Origin of the sequence: Photobacterium galatheae (genome assembly GCF_000695255.1) — a bacterium.
In the GTDB taxonomy this organism is placed as follows: Bacteria; Pseudomonadota; Gammaproteobacteria; order Enterobacterales; family Vibrionaceae; genus Photobacterium; species Photobacterium galatheae.
The window spans coordinates 81,979-101,875 of the sequence record NZ_JMIB01000010.1; the positions used below are offsets into that span (position 1 = coordinate 81,979).

At 50.0% G+C, this 19,897-nt stretch carries 17 protein-coding genes; 6 read left to right on the plus strand and 11 right to left on the minus strand.

Annotation, left to right across the window (positions count from 1 at the left end):
• Positions 1 to 22 precede the first annotated feature (22 nt).
• Positions 23 to 1,405: an 8-oxoguanine deaminase gene (locus EA58_RS06915; protein WP_036750711.1), complete on the plus strand. Its 1,383-nt coding sequence runs from the start codon at positions 23 to 25 to the stop codon at positions 1,403 to 1,405.
• 112 nt (positions 1,406 to 1,517) lie between these two features.
• Here EA58_RS06915 and EA58_RS06920 read toward each other — a convergent pair whose 3' ends face one another.
• Together EA58_RS06920 and EA58_RS06925 are read right to left on the minus strand one after the other, a co-directional pair.
• Positions 1,518 to 2,129, minus strand: coding sequence for a TetR/AcrR family transcriptional regulator (locus tag EA58_RS06920; RefSeq protein WP_036750714.1), 612 nt, complete (start codon positions 2,127 to 2,129; stop codon positions 1,518 to 1,520).
• A 271-nt stretch (positions 2,130 to 2,400) separates the two neighbouring features.
• Entirely contained in the window at positions 2,401 to 2,997 is a 597-nt protein-coding gene (locus tag EA58_RS06925) for a TetR/AcrR family transcriptional regulator (protein ID WP_036750716.1), read from the minus strand.
• 137 nt (positions 2,998 to 3,134) lie between these two features.
• On the opposite strand from EA58_RS06925, the gene EA58_RS06930 reads away from it, so the two are divergent.
• Positions 3,135 to 4,337: an MFS transporter gene (locus tag EA58_RS06930; protein ID WP_036750811.1), complete on the plus strand. Its 1,203-nt coding sequence runs from the start codon at positions 3,135 to 3,137 to the stop codon at positions 4,335 to 4,337.
• A gap of 127 nt (positions 4,338 to 4,464) precedes the next feature.
• Here EA58_RS06930 and EA58_RS06935 read toward each other — a convergent pair whose 3' ends face one another.
• A complete protein-coding gene (locus EA58_RS06935) occupies positions 4,465 to 5,835 on the minus strand; it encodes a glutamine synthetase family protein (RefSeq protein WP_235199570.1) in 1,371 nt (456 codons plus the stop codon).
• A gap of 375 nt (positions 5,836 to 6,210) precedes the next feature.
• Here EA58_RS06935 and EA58_RS06940 point away from each other — a divergent pair, with 375 nt between their 5' ends.
• A complete protein-coding gene (locus EA58_RS06940) occupies positions 6,211 to 7,107 on the plus strand; it encodes an endonuclease/exonuclease/phosphatase family protein (RefSeq protein ID WP_036750719.1) in 897 nt (298 codons plus the stop codon).
• A gap of 70 nt (positions 7,108 to 7,177) precedes the next feature.
• Here EA58_RS06940 and EA58_RS06945 read toward each other — a convergent pair whose 3' ends face one another.
• The 4 genes from EA58_RS06945 to EA58_RS06960 all read right to left on the minus strand — a co-directional run bounded on the left by EA58_RS06945 (position 7,178) and on the right by EA58_RS06960 (position 11,282).
• Positions 7,178 to 8,611: an NAD-dependent succinate-semialdehyde dehydrogenase gene (locus tag EA58_RS06945; protein WP_036750721.1), complete on the minus strand. Its 1,434-nt coding sequence runs from the start codon at positions 8,609 to 8,611 to the stop codon at positions 7,178 to 7,180.
• 88 nt (positions 8,612 to 8,699) lie between these two features.
• Positions 8,700 to 9,134 (minus strand): DUF2214 family protein, encoded by a 435-nt coding sequence (locus EA58_RS06950; RefSeq protein WP_036750723.1) that lies wholly within the window; start codon positions 9,132 to 9,134, stop codon positions 8,700 to 8,702.
• Between the two features lie 22 nt (positions 9,135 to 9,156).
• Positions 9,157 to 10,110 (minus strand): alpha/beta hydrolase, encoded by a 954-nt coding sequence (locus tag EA58_RS06955; protein ID WP_036750815.1) that lies wholly within the window; start codon positions 10,108 to 10,110, stop codon positions 9,157 to 9,159.
• A gap of 71 nt (positions 10,111 to 10,181) precedes the next feature.
• Entirely contained in the window at positions 10,182 to 11,282 is a 1,101-nt protein-coding gene (locus EA58_RS06960) for a sensor domain-containing diguanylate cyclase (RefSeq protein ID WP_036750725.1), read from the minus strand.
• Positions 11,283 to 11,587: 305 nt separating this feature from the next.
• Here EA58_RS06960 and EA58_RS06965 point away from each other — a divergent pair, with 305 nt between their 5' ends.
• Positions 11,588 to 12,367, plus strand: a complete 780-nt coding sequence (locus EA58_RS06965; protein ID WP_036750726.1) for a hypothetical protein — start codon at positions 11,588 to 11,590, stop codon at positions 12,365 to 12,367.
• A gap of 76 nt (positions 12,368 to 12,443) precedes the next feature.
• On the opposite strand, the gene EA58_RS06970 is transcribed toward EA58_RS06965, so the two are convergent.
• On the minus strand, positions 12,444 to 12,836 hold the full coding sequence (locus EA58_RS06970) for a hypothetical protein (protein ID WP_036750728.1): 393 nt from the start codon (positions 12,834 to 12,836) through the stop codon (positions 12,444 to 12,446).
• Positions 12,837 to 13,181: 345 nt separating this feature from the next.
• Between EA58_RS06970 and EA58_RS06975 the strand changes: the two genes are divergently transcribed.
• Positions 13,182 to 13,934, plus strand: coding sequence for a hypothetical protein (locus EA58_RS06975; RefSeq protein ID WP_152547956.1), 753 nt, complete (start codon positions 13,182 to 13,184; stop codon positions 13,932 to 13,934).
• A gap of 187 nt (positions 13,935 to 14,121) precedes the next feature.
• On the opposite strand, the gene EA58_RS06980 is transcribed toward EA58_RS06975, so the two are convergent.
• From EA58_RS06980 to EA58_RS06990, 3 genes are all read right to left on the minus strand, one after another.
• Positions 14,122 to 16,458, minus strand: a complete 2,337-nt coding sequence (locus EA58_RS06980) for a membrane-bound PQQ-dependent dehydrogenase, glucose/quinate/shikimate family (protein ID WP_036750730.1) — start codon at positions 16,456 to 16,458, stop codon at positions 14,122 to 14,124.
• Positions 16,459 to 16,788: 330 nt separating this feature from the next.
• On the minus strand, positions 16,789 to 17,337 hold the full coding sequence (locus tag EA58_RS06985; RefSeq protein WP_200872165.1) for a GNAT family N-acetyltransferase: 549 nt from the start codon (positions 17,335 to 17,337) through the stop codon (positions 16,789 to 16,791).
• Between the two features lie 53 nt (positions 17,338 to 17,390).
• On the minus strand, positions 17,391 to 17,900 hold the full coding sequence (locus EA58_RS06990) for a GNAT family N-acetyltransferase (protein WP_036750732.1): 510 nt from the start codon (positions 17,898 to 17,900) through the stop codon (positions 17,391 to 17,393).
• A 542-nt stretch (positions 17,901 to 18,442) separates the two neighbouring features.
• Between EA58_RS06990 and EA58_RS06995 the strand changes: the two genes are divergently transcribed.
• On the plus strand, positions 18,443 to 19,864 hold the full coding sequence (locus EA58_RS06995; protein ID WP_161781020.1) for an EAL domain-containing protein: 1,422 nt from the start codon (positions 18,443 to 18,445) through the stop codon (positions 19,862 to 19,864).
• The last annotated feature ends 33 nt before the right edge of the window (positions 19,865 to 19,897 follow it).

Below are 19,897 nucleotides of genomic sequence, written 5' to 3' on the forward strand. Positions count from 1 at the left end.
AGAGAAGGCTAAGGAAGAAAAAATGGAAACCAATTGGGAAACCATTTGGCTGAAAAACCCTTTAGCCATATACACAGGCTCAGAGACTGAAACGGATGCCCGCGGTGGCGTCGTGATTCGTGGCAGTCAAATCATTGAGCTGGTTCCCCTGGGTGCGCACCCCAGCCACACCCCGGATCAGGTGATTGATGCCAGCGAGCATGTCATCACACCGGGGCTGGTCAATGCGCACCACCACTTCTATCAAACCCTGACCCGGGCCTATCCGGATGCACTGAACAAAGAGCTGTTCCACTGGCTTCAAACCCTGTATCCGGTCTGGGCAGGACTTGATGAAGACATGATGCAGGTTGCCACAGAGCTGGCACTGGTTGAACTCATGATGTCCGGCTGTACTACGGCATCCGATCATCACTACCTGATCCCACACGGGCTGGAACATGCCATTGATATTCAGGTCGAAACGGCACGCACACTCGGCATCCGTTCGATTTTTACCCGCGGCTCCATGAGTCTGGGGGAAGACGAAGGCGGCCTGCCGCCGCGTCATACCATCCAGACAGAAGAAACGATTCTGGACGACAGTCTGCGCCTGATTCGTCAGTACCACCAGCGTGGTGACGGTGCCATGACCCAGATTGCGCTGGCCCCGTGTTCCCCTTTCTCTGTGACGACAGATCTGATGAAGGAAACGGCCCGGCTGGCTGAACGGGAAAATGTCATGGTGCACACCCATCTGTGTGAAACCATTGATGAAGAAAATTTCTGTCTGGAACGCTTCGGTTTGCGCCCGGTCGATTATCTCGAAGAAACCGGCTGGCTGAATCACCGGACCTGGCTGGCGCACGGCATTCATTTCAATGAAGAAGAAATCCGCCGCCTGGGTCAGGCTGAAGTCGGGATCTGCCACTGTCCGTCCTCAAATATGATGCTGGCCTCGGGTATCTGTCGGAATAAAGAACTGGAAGCGGCCGGAGTCAAAGTCGGCTTAGGGGTCGACGGTTCCGCGTCGAATGATGGCTCAAATCTGGTGAATGAAATCCGAATGGGGCTTTATATTCAGCGACTGCGTTATGGTTCCGCAGACGTGACCCATTTTGATGCATTGCGCTGGGCAACCTCAGGGTCGGCACGTGCGATGGGACGGGAAGATTTCGGCACACTGGCTGTCGGCAAGCAGGCGGATATTGCGATGTTCCGTCTGGACGAAATCCGTTTCTCGGGTGCTCATGACCCGCTGGCAGCGCTGGTCTTATGTGGTGCACATCAGGCCGACCGAGTCATGGTCGCCGGACAATGGCGTGTGCATGACGGTCTGGTCATCGGCGTCGATTTGCCGGCATTGCTGAACCGACATCAGGCAGCAGCCAAACGGCTGGTGGCACGATTCCAGCAACACCGTTAAATCGCACGCAACTGAAACACAACACTTTGTTCAGAATTGAAAACCCCAAGCGCTTTCGCTCTTGACCTCGTTGGGCGGAAGCGCTTTTTTCATCAAGACGATTCAGTGATTCTCAGGCGGATTTGATCTGACAGCCCTGAATCACCAACTGAGTCAGGAACTCTGCCGCATCTGCGAAATCCTGCTCATCCAGCGCTTCTTTTTCCAGCACGTTACAAATCTGCCAGCTAAAGTCGGCATAGGTCTGTGTCGATGCCCAGATGGTAAACATCAGGTGCTGAGGCGAAACCCGGGCCATCACCCCTTTTTCAATCCAGCGCTCCAGCTTGGCAATGATCATTCGGGACTGCGCCAGCAGTTCGTCACGGATATCCGCCGGCAGAAACGGCGCGCCCGACATCACTTCGTTGGCAAACACTTTCGAGGCAAAAGGGTGGTCACGGGAAATCAGAAGTTTGGTATGGATATAAGAAGTCAGCGCCTGTGCCGGATCATCTAAATCCTCAATGGGTTTCGAGGCTTCCAGCAAAGGTTGGGTTACACTTTCCAACACCGCGCGGTATAAGTTTTCTTTGGTCTTGAAGTAGTAATACACATTGGGCTTCGGAACTTCAGCCAATTTGGCAATATCCGCAACCTTGGTGGCTGCAAAACCCTGCTCAGCGAATAAACGCCCAGCAAACTTGATAATCACTTCCTGATTTTTTTCTCGAATACGTGACATAACCTTGTTTCGTCCCTCCGACCGATGCACCGCCTCATACTAGTCGAACTGACCCGCGAATCAAAGTCTGCCTTCGGTATTTACCTGATTTCATCCATGTTTTCTGAAGGTGAAACACCTGAACTTCAACTGCCAGTTCATGACAGCGTCACAATGTGACATGCAGCCAAAGCTGATTGTTTCCTTTTCAGAGCCGGTGCAGTGCCAGCCACAACCAAAACTCCAACGCAAAACTCCAACGCAAAAACCCAACGACAAACTGAATCAATCCTCAGGCTTTCGGTTTGCGCAGCCCGGCCAAAAATACATCCAGTGTTTCTGAGGCTTCCGAGAATGCTTCAGCCGGCGATTTGCTACGGGCAATCCATAAAGCCGCATCCATCAACGCACCATTGAGCATTCGGGCAAGCATGACGGGAGAAGCCTCTGTTATCTCTTGCGCTGCCATCAGCTTTTTCAATAACGTCGCTAATGCCGTCACACAATTGAGCTGAACGGCCTGAACTACTTCGCTGTCGAGTACAGACGTTGCGTCACGCAAAATAATCCGCTGTATATCGGGTTCAGTTGCCATCTTCAGATAAGCCTGACAACGGCCTGTCAGTGCCGACCAATCATCCGGCGCATTCATGGCAACGACCCGAAGGCGTTCATCCATTTCCTGATCAACTTGCTGATAGACAGCCAGAAACAAACCTTTCTTACTGCCGAAATGATGGTAAAGCGCTCCCCGCGTCAGCCCGGCTTCCCCTGTCATGTCATCCATCACCGTCCTGGCAAAACCTACAGTACCAAATTGCCTGCGGGCCACTTCAATCAGGCTCAGCCGGGTTTGCGCCATCATTTCGTTTCTCGATTGCCGTGTCATCGCTCGCCTCAATTATCCAACTGATTGCATTTTATAATTGACATACGCCGTGTATGTCAATTAGATTCACATACGCTCCGTATGCAACAGTGGCATAGGAGGCACAGTCATCGCTCATGCATTCAATGGAGATCATCATGCCGAACCCCTATCAATCACTCTTCAGTACGCCCGGCGCACTGGCATTTACGTTGCCCGGGCTCATCGCGCGAATGCCAACCTCTATGGCAGGTATTGGCATCATTACGATGCTGTCCCAGCTTTCCGGTTCTTACTGGCTGGCGGGGGCCGTTGCCGCCACATTTACGCTGACCATGGCAATCATCGCGCCTCAGATTTCCCGTGCTGTAGACAGATACGGGCAACGTAAAATCCTGCCCTATGCGGCGGGTCTGAGTGTGGCCGCCCTGATCCTGCTGCTTGTCAGTGTTCGGCTTGATGCCCCAATCTGGACTTATTTCCTGTTTGCCGCGCTGGCTGGCTTCATGCCCAGCATGCCAGCAATGATTCGGGCACGGTGGACGACAATCTACAAAGGCGATGAGAAGCTCCATACTGCTTATGCTTTCGAATCGGTGATGGATGAAGTCTGTTTTATTATCGGACCGCCTCTCGCTGTCGGGTTATGCGTTTCTGTGGCTCCCGAAGCCGGGCCGTTTGCTGCCGCAGTATTACTAGGGATTGGCGTGACCCTGTTCGTGCGGCAAACCCAAACCGAGCCGCCCATTCAGGACAAAACAGATACAAAACGGGACTCCGCACTGAAGCCCCTCCCCATGAAGATGCTGATGTTGACGCTGCTGGCCTTGGGAACCATTGTCGGTACGGTTGATGTGATCAGCGTTGCATTCGCCGAGCAGCAAGGTGAACCCGTCGCAGCCAGTTATGTGCTGTCAGCATACGCAGCAGGGTCTTGCCTATCCGGGCTGCTCTTCGGCACCCTGAAGCTTAAGACACATTTAAGGAAACAATTGCTGCTTGCCGCTCTGGCAACCGCATTCACAACCCTTCCTTTGATGCTGGTCACCGGGACAACCACACTGGCGGTGTCTGTATTTATCGCTGGCGTCTTCTTTGCACCTACGATGATTGTCACCATGGGTCTGGTCGAACAAATCGTTCCTGCCAGTCAGCTCACGGAGGGATTTACCTGGATGATTACCGGACTCGGCATCGGTATCGCTGCCGGTGCTGCGGGTGTGGGCTGGATGATTGACGAATATGGCATTCAGGCCGGATTTACGGTCACCATGAGCGCGGGGCTGGCCGTCTTCCTGATAGCTTTGCTGTGTTACCGTCTGCTACGCCCAGCCCTGCACGCACAGCCTGTTTCTGCATGATCAATTGCTTGTTTATTACATGTTTTTTTACATGGTTTTTTGCGTGTTTTTTTGCATGGTAATTTGCTTGATTCTGAGAGGCTCTCATCCAGAGAGCCTCCTTCCTGTTTCTGTTTCTGTTTCTGTTTCAGATAATTTCAAAATACCGGCTCAGTTCCCAGTCAGTCACCTGCTTTCTGAACGCTCGCTCTTCCCACTCCCGACTGGCAGCAAAATGCGCCACGAAAGCATCTCCAAACAGCGATCGCGCGGCATCTGATGCTTTCAATCGCTGGGCAGCCTCCCACAAGGTCGCAGGCAAAGCCAGTTCTGCAGGTTGAGGTTGATCATAGGCATTGCCTTCAACGGCTGCCAGCGGTTCCCAGTCATTGATAATTCCGCACAAACCAGAGCCAATGGCAGCCGCCAGTGCCAGATAGGGGTTAGCATCTGCGGCACCCAAACGGTATTCAATCCGTTGTGTTTTTTCTGAACCCGGAATCACTCGTAAAGCCGTTGTCCGGTTTTCGATTCCCCAAGAGGCATGGGTCGGCGCCCAGAAGCCGGGCACCATTCGGGTATAACTGTTGATGGTCGGGGCAATCATGCAGAGAAATTCCGGCATCAGTCGCTGCTGACCGGCCAGAAACTGACGCTGAATTTTACTCATCCCATGCGGTGCTTTGGTGTCGTAAAAAGCAGAGCTACCCCCCTGATGATGAAGAGAAATATGCATATGCCCGCTTTGACCGGGATAATCCATCGACCATTTCGCCATAAAAGTCGCCATCAGATCCCGTCGCTGCGCCAGAACTTTCATGTAGGTTTTAAACAGTGCCGCTTTATCTGCGGCTGCTTCTGCCTGATCCACCGCAATTGCCGCTTCAATCACACCGGGGCCGGTTTCGGAATGAATGCCTTCGATGGGAAAATCCATCGTCTGCCCCATCCCCAGAATGTCGTGATACAGCTCACTGTAAACTGAATTACGGATCATCGAATAGCCGAACCAGTCTGGTGTGACCGTCTGTAAATTTCGGAAGCCTTTTTCCCGAACCGAATGAGGCGTTTCACGAAAAAGGAAAAACTCATACTCCAGCGCGGCCAGCACGTCATACCCAAGTTCATTGGCTTTGGTCAGTACTTTACGTAACGTCCCTCGCGGACAAACCGCTTCCGCCTGATCGGCAAACTCAGCAATGAATAACAGCATCCCGGGCTCATCCACCACATCACGACAGGTCTGCGGCAAAATGCGGACCGGGGCATCCGGGTAACCCGTATGCCATCCGGTAAAACGGGTATTATCGTAAAGCTGATCCTTCACATCCCAGCCCAACACCACATCACAGAACGAGAAACCTTTTTCAAGTGATGAGAAAAATTTAGCTTTGGACATGTATTTACCACGCATGATCCCATCGTTATCAAACAACCCGACCTTCACGTGGCTCAGACCGCGCTCTTCGACAATTGCCATGGCATCGGCCACGGTTTTCACGGCTCGTGCTTCCATCATCAACCCTCGCTTCAATCTTCTTCCTGAGACTGTCCTGTGAAGAATGTTCACCCTGAAATCCTCCATCTGTTTCTAAGCTTAGCTGTGATTTTTGCAACAGACTGACTTGTCAAAGGTTTTATCTGTCATCGGTCATTTAAATTGCACGCCCAATCAATCAGATGAAACAACAGCAACATTTCTGGTGCCCTCACAGGCTGACAATCGACTGAAATACCGCAAAACGCACTGCGGCTCTGCTGAGATCACAGTGTCACCCTCTGTACCTCGCAATAAGCAAAGAATGTTCTATGCTCCTCAGCGATAACCCCCGAAGAGCCCTTTAATGATGCCGTATAAAGCGCTCCTTTTCTGAAGACTGAAAGGAGATTCGCCATGAGGCTGGCTAGTTTTAACGTTGAAAACCTGTTTGCCAGATACAATTTCCGGAAAAACTTTGACCCACAGACGTCCGATGGTTTTTCCATCAATAACCTGGCCTTTTCGATCAATAATGAAACTGCAAAACAAATAACCGCAAAGGCCATCAAAGAAGTGGATGCAGACATTCTTGCGTTGCAGGAAGTCGACAATCTGAAAGTGCTGGATAAATTTGTGTCTGAGTACCTTGGCGGAATGAAATACCAGCATAAGATGCTCATTGATGCCAATGATCCCCGAAACATTGATGTCGCGCTGATTTCAAGATATCCCATCAAACATGTCACAACACACCGTGCTGAAAGAAATCATAATCATACGGCCAGTCTTTTCTCTCGGGATTGCCTTGAAGTTCTGCTGGATGTCGATGGCAAAGACTTTGTTGTCTACATCAACCATTTCAAATCCATGATGGGTGGCAGAGACAACACGCATAACCGAAGAAAAGAACAAGTCGACCGTGTTGCCGAAATCATTACTGAACAGTGGAAACATAATAATTTCTCTGGCAATTATGCAGTTCTGGGGGATTTCAACGATTACATCGATCATCATTCATCGCTGACCAGTCTCATTCAGCACAGTGGCCTGGTTGATGTCGGACAACGTATCCCTGATGATGAGCGCTGGACCCATTACTGGGCAGGCGGGAATGAATACCGACAGCTCGACTTTATTCTTCTTTCGCCCGACTTAGCGAATCAGAACAACCATGCCGTTCCGCAAATCATGAGAAAAGGAATGCCCTTCCGTGCGGAAAGGTACGAGGGAGAACGGTTCGATTTTGTTGGCCACGATAACCCGAAAGCCTCTGATCACTGCCCGATTTACATTGATATCGATCTTGCCTGATCACGGAAAGACGCTGTTCTGCTCGTGCTCAGCCATCAGAGGCTGAGCACGATGATAGACGGTCAAGTGCTCAGTTATCCAAGCCACCCATGCAGAGGTACTTAATATCCAGATATTCATCAATCCCCTGACGACCGCCTTCACGGCCAAATCCAGACTGCTTCACACCACCAAACGGGGCCACTTCCGTAGAAATCATCCCCTCATTAATCCCTACCATGCCATATTCCAGCGCTTCGGCTACACGCCAGATCCGGCCGATATCACGACTGTAGAAATAAGCTGCCAGTCCGAAAATCGTATCATTTGCCAGGGTCAGCAAAGTCTCTTCATCATCAAAACAAATCACGGGGGCGATCGGCCCAAACACCTCTTCCTGAGCAATGGCCATCTCCGGACGAACATCGGCCAGCACCGCAGGTGAAACAAACAACCCTTCTCTGTCTTCACCGCCTGTCACCAGTCTCGCCCCGTGGCTGATAGCATCGTGCATCAACCGGTTGATTTTTGCTTTGGCGCTGGCATCAATCACCGGGCCAATCGCAACCCCCTCATCCAGTCCATTACCGACTTTCAGCTGTTGAACGGCTTTCGCCAATTGGCTGACGAATGTTTCATAAACACCACGCTGCACAAAGATCCGATTCGCGCAGACGCAGGTCTGTCCCGCATTCCGGTATTTCGAGGCAACAGCCCCCTGGACAGCTTTCTCAATCTCAGCATCCTCAAAAACAATAAAAGGGGCATTCCCGCCTAATTCCAGCGAGAGACGTTTCACTGAGTCTGCGCATTGCGCCATGAGTTGCCGCCCAACCTGGGTTGATCCCGTAAATGAAATTTTACGAACCAGCGGACTGGTACAGAAGATATCACCCACCGCCCGAGCGGAAGGATGGGTAACCAATTGCAAAACATCGCGAGGAATGCCCGCTTCATAAGCCAGTTCCGCGACAGCATAGGCGCACAATGGGGTCTGACTGGCAGGTTTGGCAACCACAGTGCATCCGGCTGCTAACGCAGGGCCAGCTTTCCGGGTCAGCATTGCAATGGGGAAATTCCAGGGCGTGATGATACAGGCGACGCCAACGGGCTGGCGAATGGTGATCAGACGCCGATCAGCAAATGGGGAAGGCAGGGTTTCCCCATACGTTCGTTTGGCTTCTTCTGCAAACCATTCAATAAAAGACGCACCATAAGCCACTTCGCCCGCAGCTTCTTTGCGAGGTTTTCCCTGCTCCAGAGTCATCAGCGTCGCCAGATCATCCTGATTCTCTATCATCAGGGTAAACCACCGGTGCAACAGTACTGCCCGCTCTTTTGCAGTCTTCTGCCGCCACTGGCGCTGTGCCAGATGGCTCTTTGCAATCGCCTGCTGAATTTCGGCTTCGCTCTGCGTGGGAATATGGCCCAATAACTGCCCAGTCGCCGGATTATGAACCGCCAAAGTCTCGTCACCCGGTTCACAAAGCACAGTGATGAGCTGTTTGTTTTTGATCGATTTCATCCTCGCCCCCGATCATCACCTGTTATTGCATTTCAGCTTAGACGATAGCGGCGATCTCGCAGCGCACTCCGGCCAACGGGCCATTCCGTTAACCCAGCCCCACCCCGCGCGCCATCAGAACAGCAAGGAGCGGGATAATCAGCAACAGAAGCATCTCCAGCCGAATCGCGATCAGAATAATCGGAGGGACAGGCACACTTTCTCGGGTCGTGCGGCGATGTTTGAGAAAAAAAACCGTTGGAAAGACAGACAACGCAGCCACAATCACAAACAACGTCAGTTTGGCATGAAAGACGGGATTCGCACTGTAAAAAGCTGCAGGTTTCCCCACCCAAAACCAGAGACCAAGACCCGCCAGCAACACCACCACAGCCGACACCCCATAAAGTGCATCCAGCCTGGCGAGACGATGGATTTCTTCAGCAGTCAGACGTCGTTTAATCAGCAGGTGCTCAGCCACCAGCACAGCAAACAACACGAAAATGCCAAGAAAATGGCAATAGCGGATCACGCTTTCGAGCATCATCTGTCCTTATTCGCCTGAATCACTGAACGTTCGGGCCGTTCAGGAAGACTGCAATCTGCCGGTAGGTTGCAGCACACTGTTCAGGCACCATATTTTCCAGATTAAGATAAGCATGAATCATGTCATCTAGATGAAAATGTTGCGCCTTGACGCCCACAGCCAAAAGTTTTTGTACATAAGCCATCCCTTCATCACGCAGCGGACAATACTGCGCGGTGATCACCAGCGTCCGAGGCATACGTGACGTCATTGGCATCCACAAAGGAGAAGCGGCCTGCCTGTCTTCCTCATGCCGGAAATAATGGTCAAAGTACCAGCGCATTTTCTCCCGCTGTAAAAACAACCCCTGGCCATTTTCGACAACAGACGGCTGACTCATGGTGTAGTCCAGACTGGGGTATATCAGCACCTGATTCGCGATCGTGATATCGCTGTTTTGCTGGAATTCGGCACTGAGGGTCGCCGTCATTGCGCCACCTGCAGAATCGCCGACTAAAGACAACATTGGGGAATAACGCAAATGATAGCGATCCAGCAGCGGCCATAACTGCATGATCACCTGTCGGGCATCGGTCAGACCAGCCGGATATGGATGCTCCGGAGCCAATCTGTAATCCACAGAAACCACAAGATGCTGAGTGCTCGCGGCCAGTTTGCGGCAAATCCGATCGTACACGGCCACACTGCCGGCCATGTGTCCCCCACCATGCAGGAAAACAATGACAGGCAACGCAGATTCCGGTGCCGGATGGTAAATTCTCACCGGAATCTGCTCTGACTTCTCTTCCTGACTTGCCACGCTTGCGTTCAGTACAGCGACATCCGGCGCATCTGTCACAAAGGTTGAGGTCAGTGCCGCCAACCCATCCCTGACGGCATCAGGAGACGGCACAACACCCGATTCTGCCAACTGTGCCAGCGCTTCATGATAAGCACTGAGCCACACCCGCAATGTCTGATTCAAGTCCATCATCGTTTTTGCTTCCTGCTCCATCTCCAAGCCCAAGGTTCAACATCCAAGGTGCAAAACACATCCAACTCAAATCAACTGAGTGTGTCCTGATAAACCGGTTCATCTGAATAAAACTCATACCGGGCTTTTCCGTTCGCCTTGGCACGACACAGCGCCTGATCCGCCTGGGCAATCATTACATCGATCACCTGTTCCGGCTGAACAAACTCAGCCATCGCATCCATACCAAAGGGGCGGGTCTTCAAATGGCAAATCCCGATACTGACCGATAGCTTTTCATCAATCAGCTCTAACTGCGCCAGCCCTGACATCAGGCGGTCGCATACAACCCGAATCCCTTCCCGATCCGTTTCTCCCAGCCAGATAATAAATTCATCGCCACCATACCGGGCGACGGCATCGTAACTTCTCAGCCCCCGACTCAATACTTGGGCAAACGCCTTCAATAACCGATCACCCAACTGATAACCATAGCTGTCGTTCAGAGAACGAAAGTCATCAATATCAAGCATCAAGAGTGCGGACTCGGTTTCAGTCTGATAACGCCTGAGCTGACTCATCGACCGGGAAACCAAATCCATGAAAACAGGACGGTTCATGAGCTGTGTCTGGGGATCAATCGAAGCCATTTCTTTCAGCTTGAAATTCAGCTCACGCAACTGCTTTTCCTGTTGCAGACGAACCAATTCAACTTCTATCCAGCTTGCCATGAGTTGAAGCGCATCAATATCTTTGTCCTGAAACTGTCGCGGGTAAGGTGCCGGGCTGGAAAAATTCAGCGTTCCCCAGGTCATTTTCCCAATATGAATTGGAATCGCGATATAAGATTCCAGACCAAACTGGCGATAAGCCGGATGACTGCCCAAAATATCGCTCTGGCCCACATGCTCCACCGCAACTACATCTTCAGCCTCACAGGTGACCGCGCAGTAAGTCATGCCGAACTCAAAGGTATCGCCAGATTTCAGGGGCATATGCTCGGGACAAACACAACTTTCAATCCGATACGTATCTCCCTCAATTCTGGCCAGGATACCTATATCGAGATTAAAGCGCTCCAGACCCAGCCGGAGCAGCCCTTCAATCTGATAATCAAAACCTTTGTCGTATGCCTGAGTAATTTCATGCAAGCGACGAATGACATTTTCACTTTCAGAATAATCAGTTTGCATACATTCCCTTGTTTCAATGCCAGTAAAGCTGGCTCATCCACCCGAAAGGGAATTGACGTGTTCTCAGCGCAACTCCCGCTTGTCAATTTTTAAAGATAGCCTATGTAACCCCTTGCACAAAAAGAAATAACCTATTTCGTTAAGTGCGTTAAAAGATATCGACATTACTCAATGTTCTATGAAGTGAAGTACAGCAAAAGGATAAGCGTTTGGGGTTAACTCTAAAAAACACCTAAGACTCTAACTGATCAGCTATACTGGTTTGAAAGCTGAAGGGAGTTTAATTGTTAAACGGAGTGGCTAACATGCGTGTATTTTACTTCCTGCTATGCTCTTTTCCTCTGATAAGCCATGCTTCTCTAGATGATTTCTTACAAAGGCAAAATGCTTTTACCGAAATAGCAAGTTCTCGTTGCAATACGGAGTGGGTTGAAGGGCAAGACTATACAGTAAATGTCAATGCTGATGGAAGCGTAAAGCTTAACTTAATTGGTCGAAAAGGTGCTGGTTTGGCTGGTGGAATAATATTTACTAAGAAAGAATGGGAGGGGCAGCAGCGAGTTATCATCGAAGACCAACTTGAAGAAAATAAAGGTCGGCGTGACTGCATAGGTCGTGAAACTGAAAAACTAGATAAAGCTTGGATTGATTCCAATAAATCAAGCTCTGTCAATCCTTTGAAAAAAACGCAAGACTATATAAACAGCATTAATATGGCTTTATATAGAAGTCAAGTTCAGGTCACTGTTTTTGTCGTAACAAATCACCGCACGGGTGATAAAAGAGTAGTAAACCTTTCTGCTTTCAATCGCTATACAGGCCTAATTAAGAATGTTTTCTCGAAATTTTCTTCAGGTATTCACACCAATGAATTTGACTCCCAGTATATCTACGATAGGCACTGTGCGGACATAGCTTCATACTACGAAGCTTTGAACATCGTTTATTCAACCAACAATCACAGAATTAACATCAATACTAATGAAAGACAAATAGCTGACATTTGTTTTAACAAAGGGGTGTTTCCATATCCAATGCCATTAAGCGAAATAATCCAAGAAAATTTATACTCAGCGTCATTCTAGCCAAGAAAATCTCTTTACACTGTACAGCAACCAGCTATTCCTTCATTTCTGACTACCTGAGTATGTCGCGCTTAATTTATCTAGAGTGTTTCACTTGAGAGTTGAATTCAGGGTAAACACCAGAATGAAGGCTAGACAGGCAAATATGGTGGCCGCCAAAACACCGTCCAATAGAAAATAAGTCGGCGTCTGCATCAAGGCTTTTTAATTCATCATTAGCTTTAACAATGTTGAGATTTCCATCTGCTATTCCCCACAAAAAATCTAAAGGAAGCGTTTGTTTTTTTCCTTCTAATCCGGTTGGGTATTGAGGTTTAAATCTTATAAACTCATGAAACATGATGGAGGATTGATATTGACTTACCACATCATAAGCAACCTGGGGCATAGTTGGTTCATTGAATGAGGGAGTAGAAGAACGCTCAATCTCTACACCTATATTTCGAAGTTTCTGGAACACGTCAATCATTTTTTATTCATCTTTCTGAGGTCTGAGGCACTGCCAATATGAGGTATATTATTGTGTAAATCACCGGGAATTAACTGACTTTTGGTCAGTGTTTCGTATGTCGTCTATGAAGAAGCCTTCATCTGCTCTCAATCATCAACGTTGTTCTTCTCACTGGGCAACTGACTGAGTAACAATACCAAATCCGAAACCCTGTCTCGAATTTCAGACCATAGACAAGGATTTACCAAGTCAGATTGGCCTGCTACCTATACTGAAAATAGCATGGAGCACAACTTTCGGGCAGGATATCCGAGCATCATATTCAGCCGCTTGCAGGCTTTTTTTGATATGGAGTATCCGACCATGTCTCAGACTATCTTCATCAAACTTCCGGGATTGCGATTCTTGTTTTGGCCAACCCTGTTCTTCACAATGGCGGCCAGTAGTCAGGCAAATAGCGTTCTCCCGGTATCCAGCAGTAAACTGGCACTTTTGAGTTCACAGCAGCCCATTTATAACCCCCAGGTTCCGATTGAAAAAAAGACCGGACGGATTGCCCGGGAAGAACTGCGCTCAGGAGTGATGGACAGTCGACGTACGATCAATGTCGATGAATACCTGGCCCGTAAGAATCAGAAACAAGTTGTCGTGCCGCCTAACCGCTACCGGGTTGTGGGGAACATTCGGATCGCCCGCCCTTTTGGGAACTGGTACGAAGGCTACGGACAATACAGAACCGACGAGGAAGCCACAAAATGGCTGGCTTTCACTGCCATTCATTTTGAGCTGTTAGACAAGCTCAGTGAAACACAGCAAAGACGGCTCGAACAGGCCCAGATTCAGGCCACCACGATTTCCGTAGGAACCTCAGTACAGTGGCAGGATGGGAACGCGTCTGGCGCTGTCACGGTGACACGGGAAGGCACCAGCACCAGTGGCCGATACTGCCGGGAGTTCAGACAGGAAGTGACCGTCAATCGTGAAACCGCGCAAACAAGCGTGAATCAAGCCAAAAATGTGCACAACACCAAAACTTCACCAGCCGAGACGATGCAAGCCATGGGAACCGCCTGCAAACTGCAAAATGGCAACTGGGAAGTCGTCACCACAGGCTAAAATAGAAAACGCTATGGCAATAAATTCGAGACACCCAAAATCTTAGGCTCCGGTATTCCGGAGCCATAAACACGGCAAAACGACTGGCCCTTTCAGCAAAAAGCTTTTCAGCGAAAAACCTCTCGACGAACAACCGCTCAGCGAAAAGTCCCTTTCCTCTTCATCAGCGCCACTGCATCATTTTTGCTCAATCCTTGAGTCGGAATGCCAGGATAGAATCGCCCAGCTTGGTGCCAATCGAGCCATGACCACCCGCAACAATCACCACCATCTGCTCCCCCTCACTGTTCAGATAGGTCATCGGAGTCGCCTGCCCGCCCGCGGGCAGCCGGGCTTTCCATAGTTCCTCTCCGTCACTGAGATCGTAAGCCCGCAGGTAGTTGTCTACCGCAGCAGCCATAAAAACAACGCCCCCTTTGGTAATCACCGGCCCGCCGATACCGGGAACGCCCATCTTGATCGGCAGTGGTAAAAGCGTCAGATCTTGAATTGTCCCGTTTTTGTGCTGATAAATGACTTTTCCCTGCGTCAGATCTGCACCGGCGATATACCCCCAGGGCGGTTGCTGGCAAGGGACGCCCAGAGGCGACAGAAATGGCTTCAGCTCCACCGCATATGCCGCACCTTCATTCGCATTCACGCCATGTTCCCCGACATTCACTTCACCCAGATGACCGGTACTTTTGGGAATCAGTGTGGAAGTAAAGGCAAGATACAGCGGCATCCCGAACATCACCTGTCGCTCTGGGTCCACCGCAATACCGCCCCAGTTAAACACCCCAAAGTTACCGGGAAAAACAATCGTGCCCTGTTCCGAGGGTGGCGTATATCGGCCTTCATAGCGCAAGCTTCGAAACTGGATCCGGCAGTAAAGCTGATCGAGCACACTCGCCCCCCACATGTCTTTTTCTTCCAGTGGGATTGGATTAAACGTCAACGCTGACGTGGGCTGCGTGGGTGAGGCAAAGTCGCCTTCAATCGTGCCCTGTGGCGCTGGAACTTCGGTGATGGGATGAATCGGCTCCCCCGTCGCCCGGTTCAGCACATAAACATCCCCCTGCTTGGTCGGCACAACCAGACCCGGGATCAATCCTTTGTTGGTCTGAATATCAATCAGGCTGGGTTGTGCGGGAGTATCCATATCCCATAGATCATGGTGAACAAACTGCTGAACCCAGACCGGCTTCCCCGTCTCCAGGTTCAGGGCCACCACAGAGGTTGCATATTTTTCTTCCTCTGGGGTACGGTACATCCCCAGTTGGTCCGGCGTGCGGTTTCCCATCGGGAAATAAATCAGCCCCAACCCCTCATCTGCACTGGCAACCGACCAACTGTTCGGTGAACTGGTCGCGTAAAGCTTCTCTTTGGCAATCGGTTGGGTGTCATTCGGGTGCGCGGCATCCCAGTTCCACTTCAGCGCACCGGTTTTCACGTCATAAGCCCGGATCACCCCGGATGGCGAGTTGATGTCATAGTTATCATTCACCGCACCGGCAACCACCACGACGCCTTTGGCAACCACCGGGGGAGAGGTTGAATAGTAATACCCTGATTTCGGAAACGGCATATGATGCAAGAGATCCAAGACACCATCTTCCGCAAAACCCTTGCAGCGAGCGCCCGTGGCCGGATCCACCGCAATCAATTTGGCATCAGATGTGGGTAGAAACAGTTGCGCATCGCAGTCCATACTGGCCAGCGTTTCTGCTTTTTTCGAACCCGATTCCGTCATGTTTTCCGGCTCTCCCTCAGCAGGAGGCAGATAAGAAACACCCCGGCAGGTCTGGTGCTGTCTCTGGCTGTCCGTACCGACTTTCGCGTTATACACCCAACGTCTTTCACCGGTATCTGCATCCAGCGCCACCAGCCAGTTATGGGGAGTACAGAGATACAAGGTATTGCCAATCTTTAAGGGGGTGGCTTCATAGGTAAACTCGCCGATATCGCCCTTCCCTTTGGTATCTCCGGTCTGATACTGCCAGGCCAGTTCCAGCCGATTCACGTTAGCTGGGGTGATCTGATCCAGCGGTGAATAACGCTGCCCGAAATTGGTGCGGCCATAGCTGAACCAATCCGCTTCCGGACTCTGACCCAGCGCTGGTTGTTGAACCAGCGGTGCCATATTCAGCTTCCCTTCCAGTTGATGGGCATCATTGAACAAACTGCCCAGCATCACCAGTGCAACCAGCCACCAGTACCCGGTCAGACGGCTGATTCGGGAACGTCCCATCAGTCTGAAAGAAAATAGCAGCGGGATCCCCAGAATCAGAAATAAACCAAGCCGGCTGGCAAGGGGCCACCAGTCGTACCCAGACTCCCATAACGCCCAGATGAGCGACCCCAGTAAAAAGAGACCATAAAGTATTTGGGCATTTCCTCGCTTTATTCTGACTTTTGCCGCCACAAGCAGCAGGACAACACCCGCCAGGGCGAAATACCAGCTGCCACCCAGCGAGATCAGCCACAATCCGCCACCCAGTAACACCAGTCCTATCAGTGCAAAAAGAATTGCTATGAGCCCCATGCGCCAATTCCTTCTTCGAGTGATTCGGCAAGAACGGGCCGGTTATCCTGTACGTTCAGCAGCGCCAACACGCACGGCCCTTCGGGCTGCATTGCTTCCGAGTTTCGAAAGACCGACAGCCATTTAAAGCGTAGCCTATCCGTAAAGATGCACTGAAATTCAATCAGATGAGACGCCAGAACGATACAGCGTCTTACCCGCGGGACAGCATACTTACAGTGCTCTCCATTTGACAAAAAGCCCTCCGAAGAGGGCTTTTCTTGGCCAGAGTGATGCGATACAGGCCCGATGGCCCGGCGCGAACAATCTCCTTTGTGCCCACAACAATGATCAACTGCTGACCAGCCATTCCGTGCGTGAAATCCGGTACAGACAATGCTCAGCCAGTGGATGATCAGCCGGCAATTTGGGATGCAAAAAGTTCTGCTGACAGTCGGTCATTCCCAGCTTTTGCATCACCCGTTGTGACGGCTGATTCGGGAGCGCTGTAAAGGCATAAACATCTGATGCATTGAGTTCATCAAAAGCAAATTGCAAGGCGCGTTCAGCCGCCTCCGGCGCAAGCCCTCTGCCCCAGTATTCGGACGCCAGCCGCCAGCCAATTTCAATAAAGGGCGCGTTGGGAATCTCTGAATCCTGATAGTGCAGTCCGACAAAACCGATAAACGCCCCGGTTTCTTTCAGCTCAACCGCCCAGAAACCCCAGCCCTTTTCCTCAATCAGCGATTGTGCACGATCGGCAGCCTGCTGACTTTCTTCTTCTGTCAGTGTCGATGGAAAATAGCGCATCACCGCCGGGTCTGCCGACATCGCCGCAAAAGGAACGAGGTCAGCCGCTTTCCATGGCCTGATAATCAATCGGGGGGTTTGTAACTCAATCATGATGACTCCAACTTTTTCGCAATGTCTATTCTTTCGTTCTGACCAATCACTCATGACGCTCGCAAAAGCTTGGCCATATAGATTTCATCAATAAATGCACCATCAACCCGCATGGCATCCCGCTTGATGCCTTCCTCCTGAAACCCCGCTGACTGATACAGTTGCCGCGCGACTGTGTTAAGCGCCATCACCGTTAATTCAAGACGATGAAATGCATGACTTTCAGCCCAGGATTCCAGTGCGCTGAGTAATTTTCGCCCGATCCCTTTCCCTTGATGGCTCTGGCGAACACCAATGACGCAATACATCGCATGTCGGTTCCGGTTGGCATGGCCACCGATTCCCACCACAAAACCAGCAATCTGATTGTCCTCAGCTTCCGCGACAAACATCACTTGCTGACGACTTCCCGTAAAAGCTGCAATGTGCTCCGACTGCTGCGCCACCGTTAATTGCCGTTCTCCCGGCTCAAATAACATCCACGTTGTTTCTTCATCCAATCGATAAAACAGTGTTACCAATGCGGCAGCGTCTGCCGGGGATACGGGTCTGATCGTCATGATTTACCTGACTGCTGATAAATTTATTTGCCAAGCGGCCACAATATTAAACAGGACACATAAAAACAAGGATTAAAGTCCCTCACTTTGACCGAGAGGATGTGGCCGTGACTCTCTATTCTTTAAAGAAGGCACCCAATAAATAGCAAAAATTGGGCATTCGCCCAGAATGATTTTTACACCGCAGAGACAAGGAGAAACCAGAAAAATTGAGGCACACCGGATATTGACAGAGATCAATTGATTGTCGGCATATCAATGCGAATATTTTTACGGAAATTTAACCAAGCAAGTCATTTACATCAAGAATTATAAAGATAACAATCATTCATAAAACAAAACACAACAACTTCTTTATTTACCTGAACCTTATGAACACAACATGCAAAGAAAACAATAAAAACCCGCCAAAAGCATTGATAAAACACGCTCTCATGGCTTCTTTTCTGGCGCTCTTCATTTTCTCTATCAGCTTTTCCGGGATCTATTTACAAGCAAGAAACAGCCTTCAAAACATCGTTTCGGAAAAAGAAGCAATGATCATGTCGCTGCTTCAGAACATCCTGGATGAAGCATTAAACACCACCTTTCAGGCATCGCTTTTACTCGAAGCCCATTGCGACAATCAGACAACAGGCCAATTAAAGCGAATGGCCACGCTTGCGCCCAATATCCGTTCTGTCAACCTGATTCAGGATAACTACATCTATTGTTCCTCTCTGTTTGATCAGGAATTGTCAAAAAGTGATCAGACTTATTTTGAAGTGGACGATACCGTTTTCATTAAGACACACAATTATTTCAATCCAGATGAAAAGATCCTATTCATCAGCCATCGACAGGGTGAACGCTATGCAATTGCAAGTATTGATATTCAATACATCAAGAAACTACTCAATACCCTTAGCAATCATATTCCACTGACGATCACTTTAAATAATCGTCAGAACGTGACTTACAGTACAGGCTATTCACCAGAGACCAAAGGCACAAGGATTGCCTTGAACTCCGATAATCAGCAACTCACGATTACTTCAGTCCTGAGTGAAAAAATGTATCTGAGTTATTTGGGCAATTCATTTGCACTTCCGGTCATCCTCAGTTGCATCATTGCGCTCAGCGCCGGAATCATGTTCTATCAGTACCTGAACCGTCCTCTTTCTTTGCGGGAAGCATTGTACCAAGCCGTCTCGAATGATGACTTCATACCGCTCCTGCAACCCATTGTGAATCCGCATGGCGATATCTGTGGTGCAGAAGTCCTGCTGCGCTGGAATCATCCGAAACAGGGGTTCATGATGCCAGACCAGTTTATTCCTCTGGCTGAAACGACCGGACTGATCCACAAAATGACCTCGCAGGCGCTATCCAAAGTCAAAAACCATCTCATAGAGCACCAACCGCTACTGCCGGACGGATTCCATCTGGCGATTAACATCAGCCCGGAGCAATGCAATGACCTGACTTTTTATGAAGACTGCCAGCACTTTTTGTCATCTTTCCCGAATGGCAAAATTCAACTCATCATTGAACTGACCGAACGGGAGTTGATTCAGAGTACCACGCGTGCCATCCGCCTGTTTGACAAACTGCGCACACTGGGCGCGCAAATCGCACTGGATGACTTCGGCACCGGACACGCATCACTCAGCTATATCAACCAGTTCGAGATCGATATTCTCAAGATTGATAAAAGCTTTATCCGCAAGATTGGATCCCTCGACAGACCAAGTCATATTGTTGACAACGTGGTCGATCTCGCTGAGCGGCTAAATATTGAGATTGTAGCCGAAGGGGTCGAAAACCTGACTCAGGAAGCGTATCTGAAACAACGGCACATTCAGTATTTTCAGGGATATCTGTATGACAAACCACTCGCCCCGGAAATTTTCATCGAGCGCCTGGCGCGTCAGTCCAGAAAGCAGCCTTGCCCGGAAGGCCAGCGCACAGACATCATCGTCTGACAACCATGGTTAACAGACAGACAGACAGGTTTT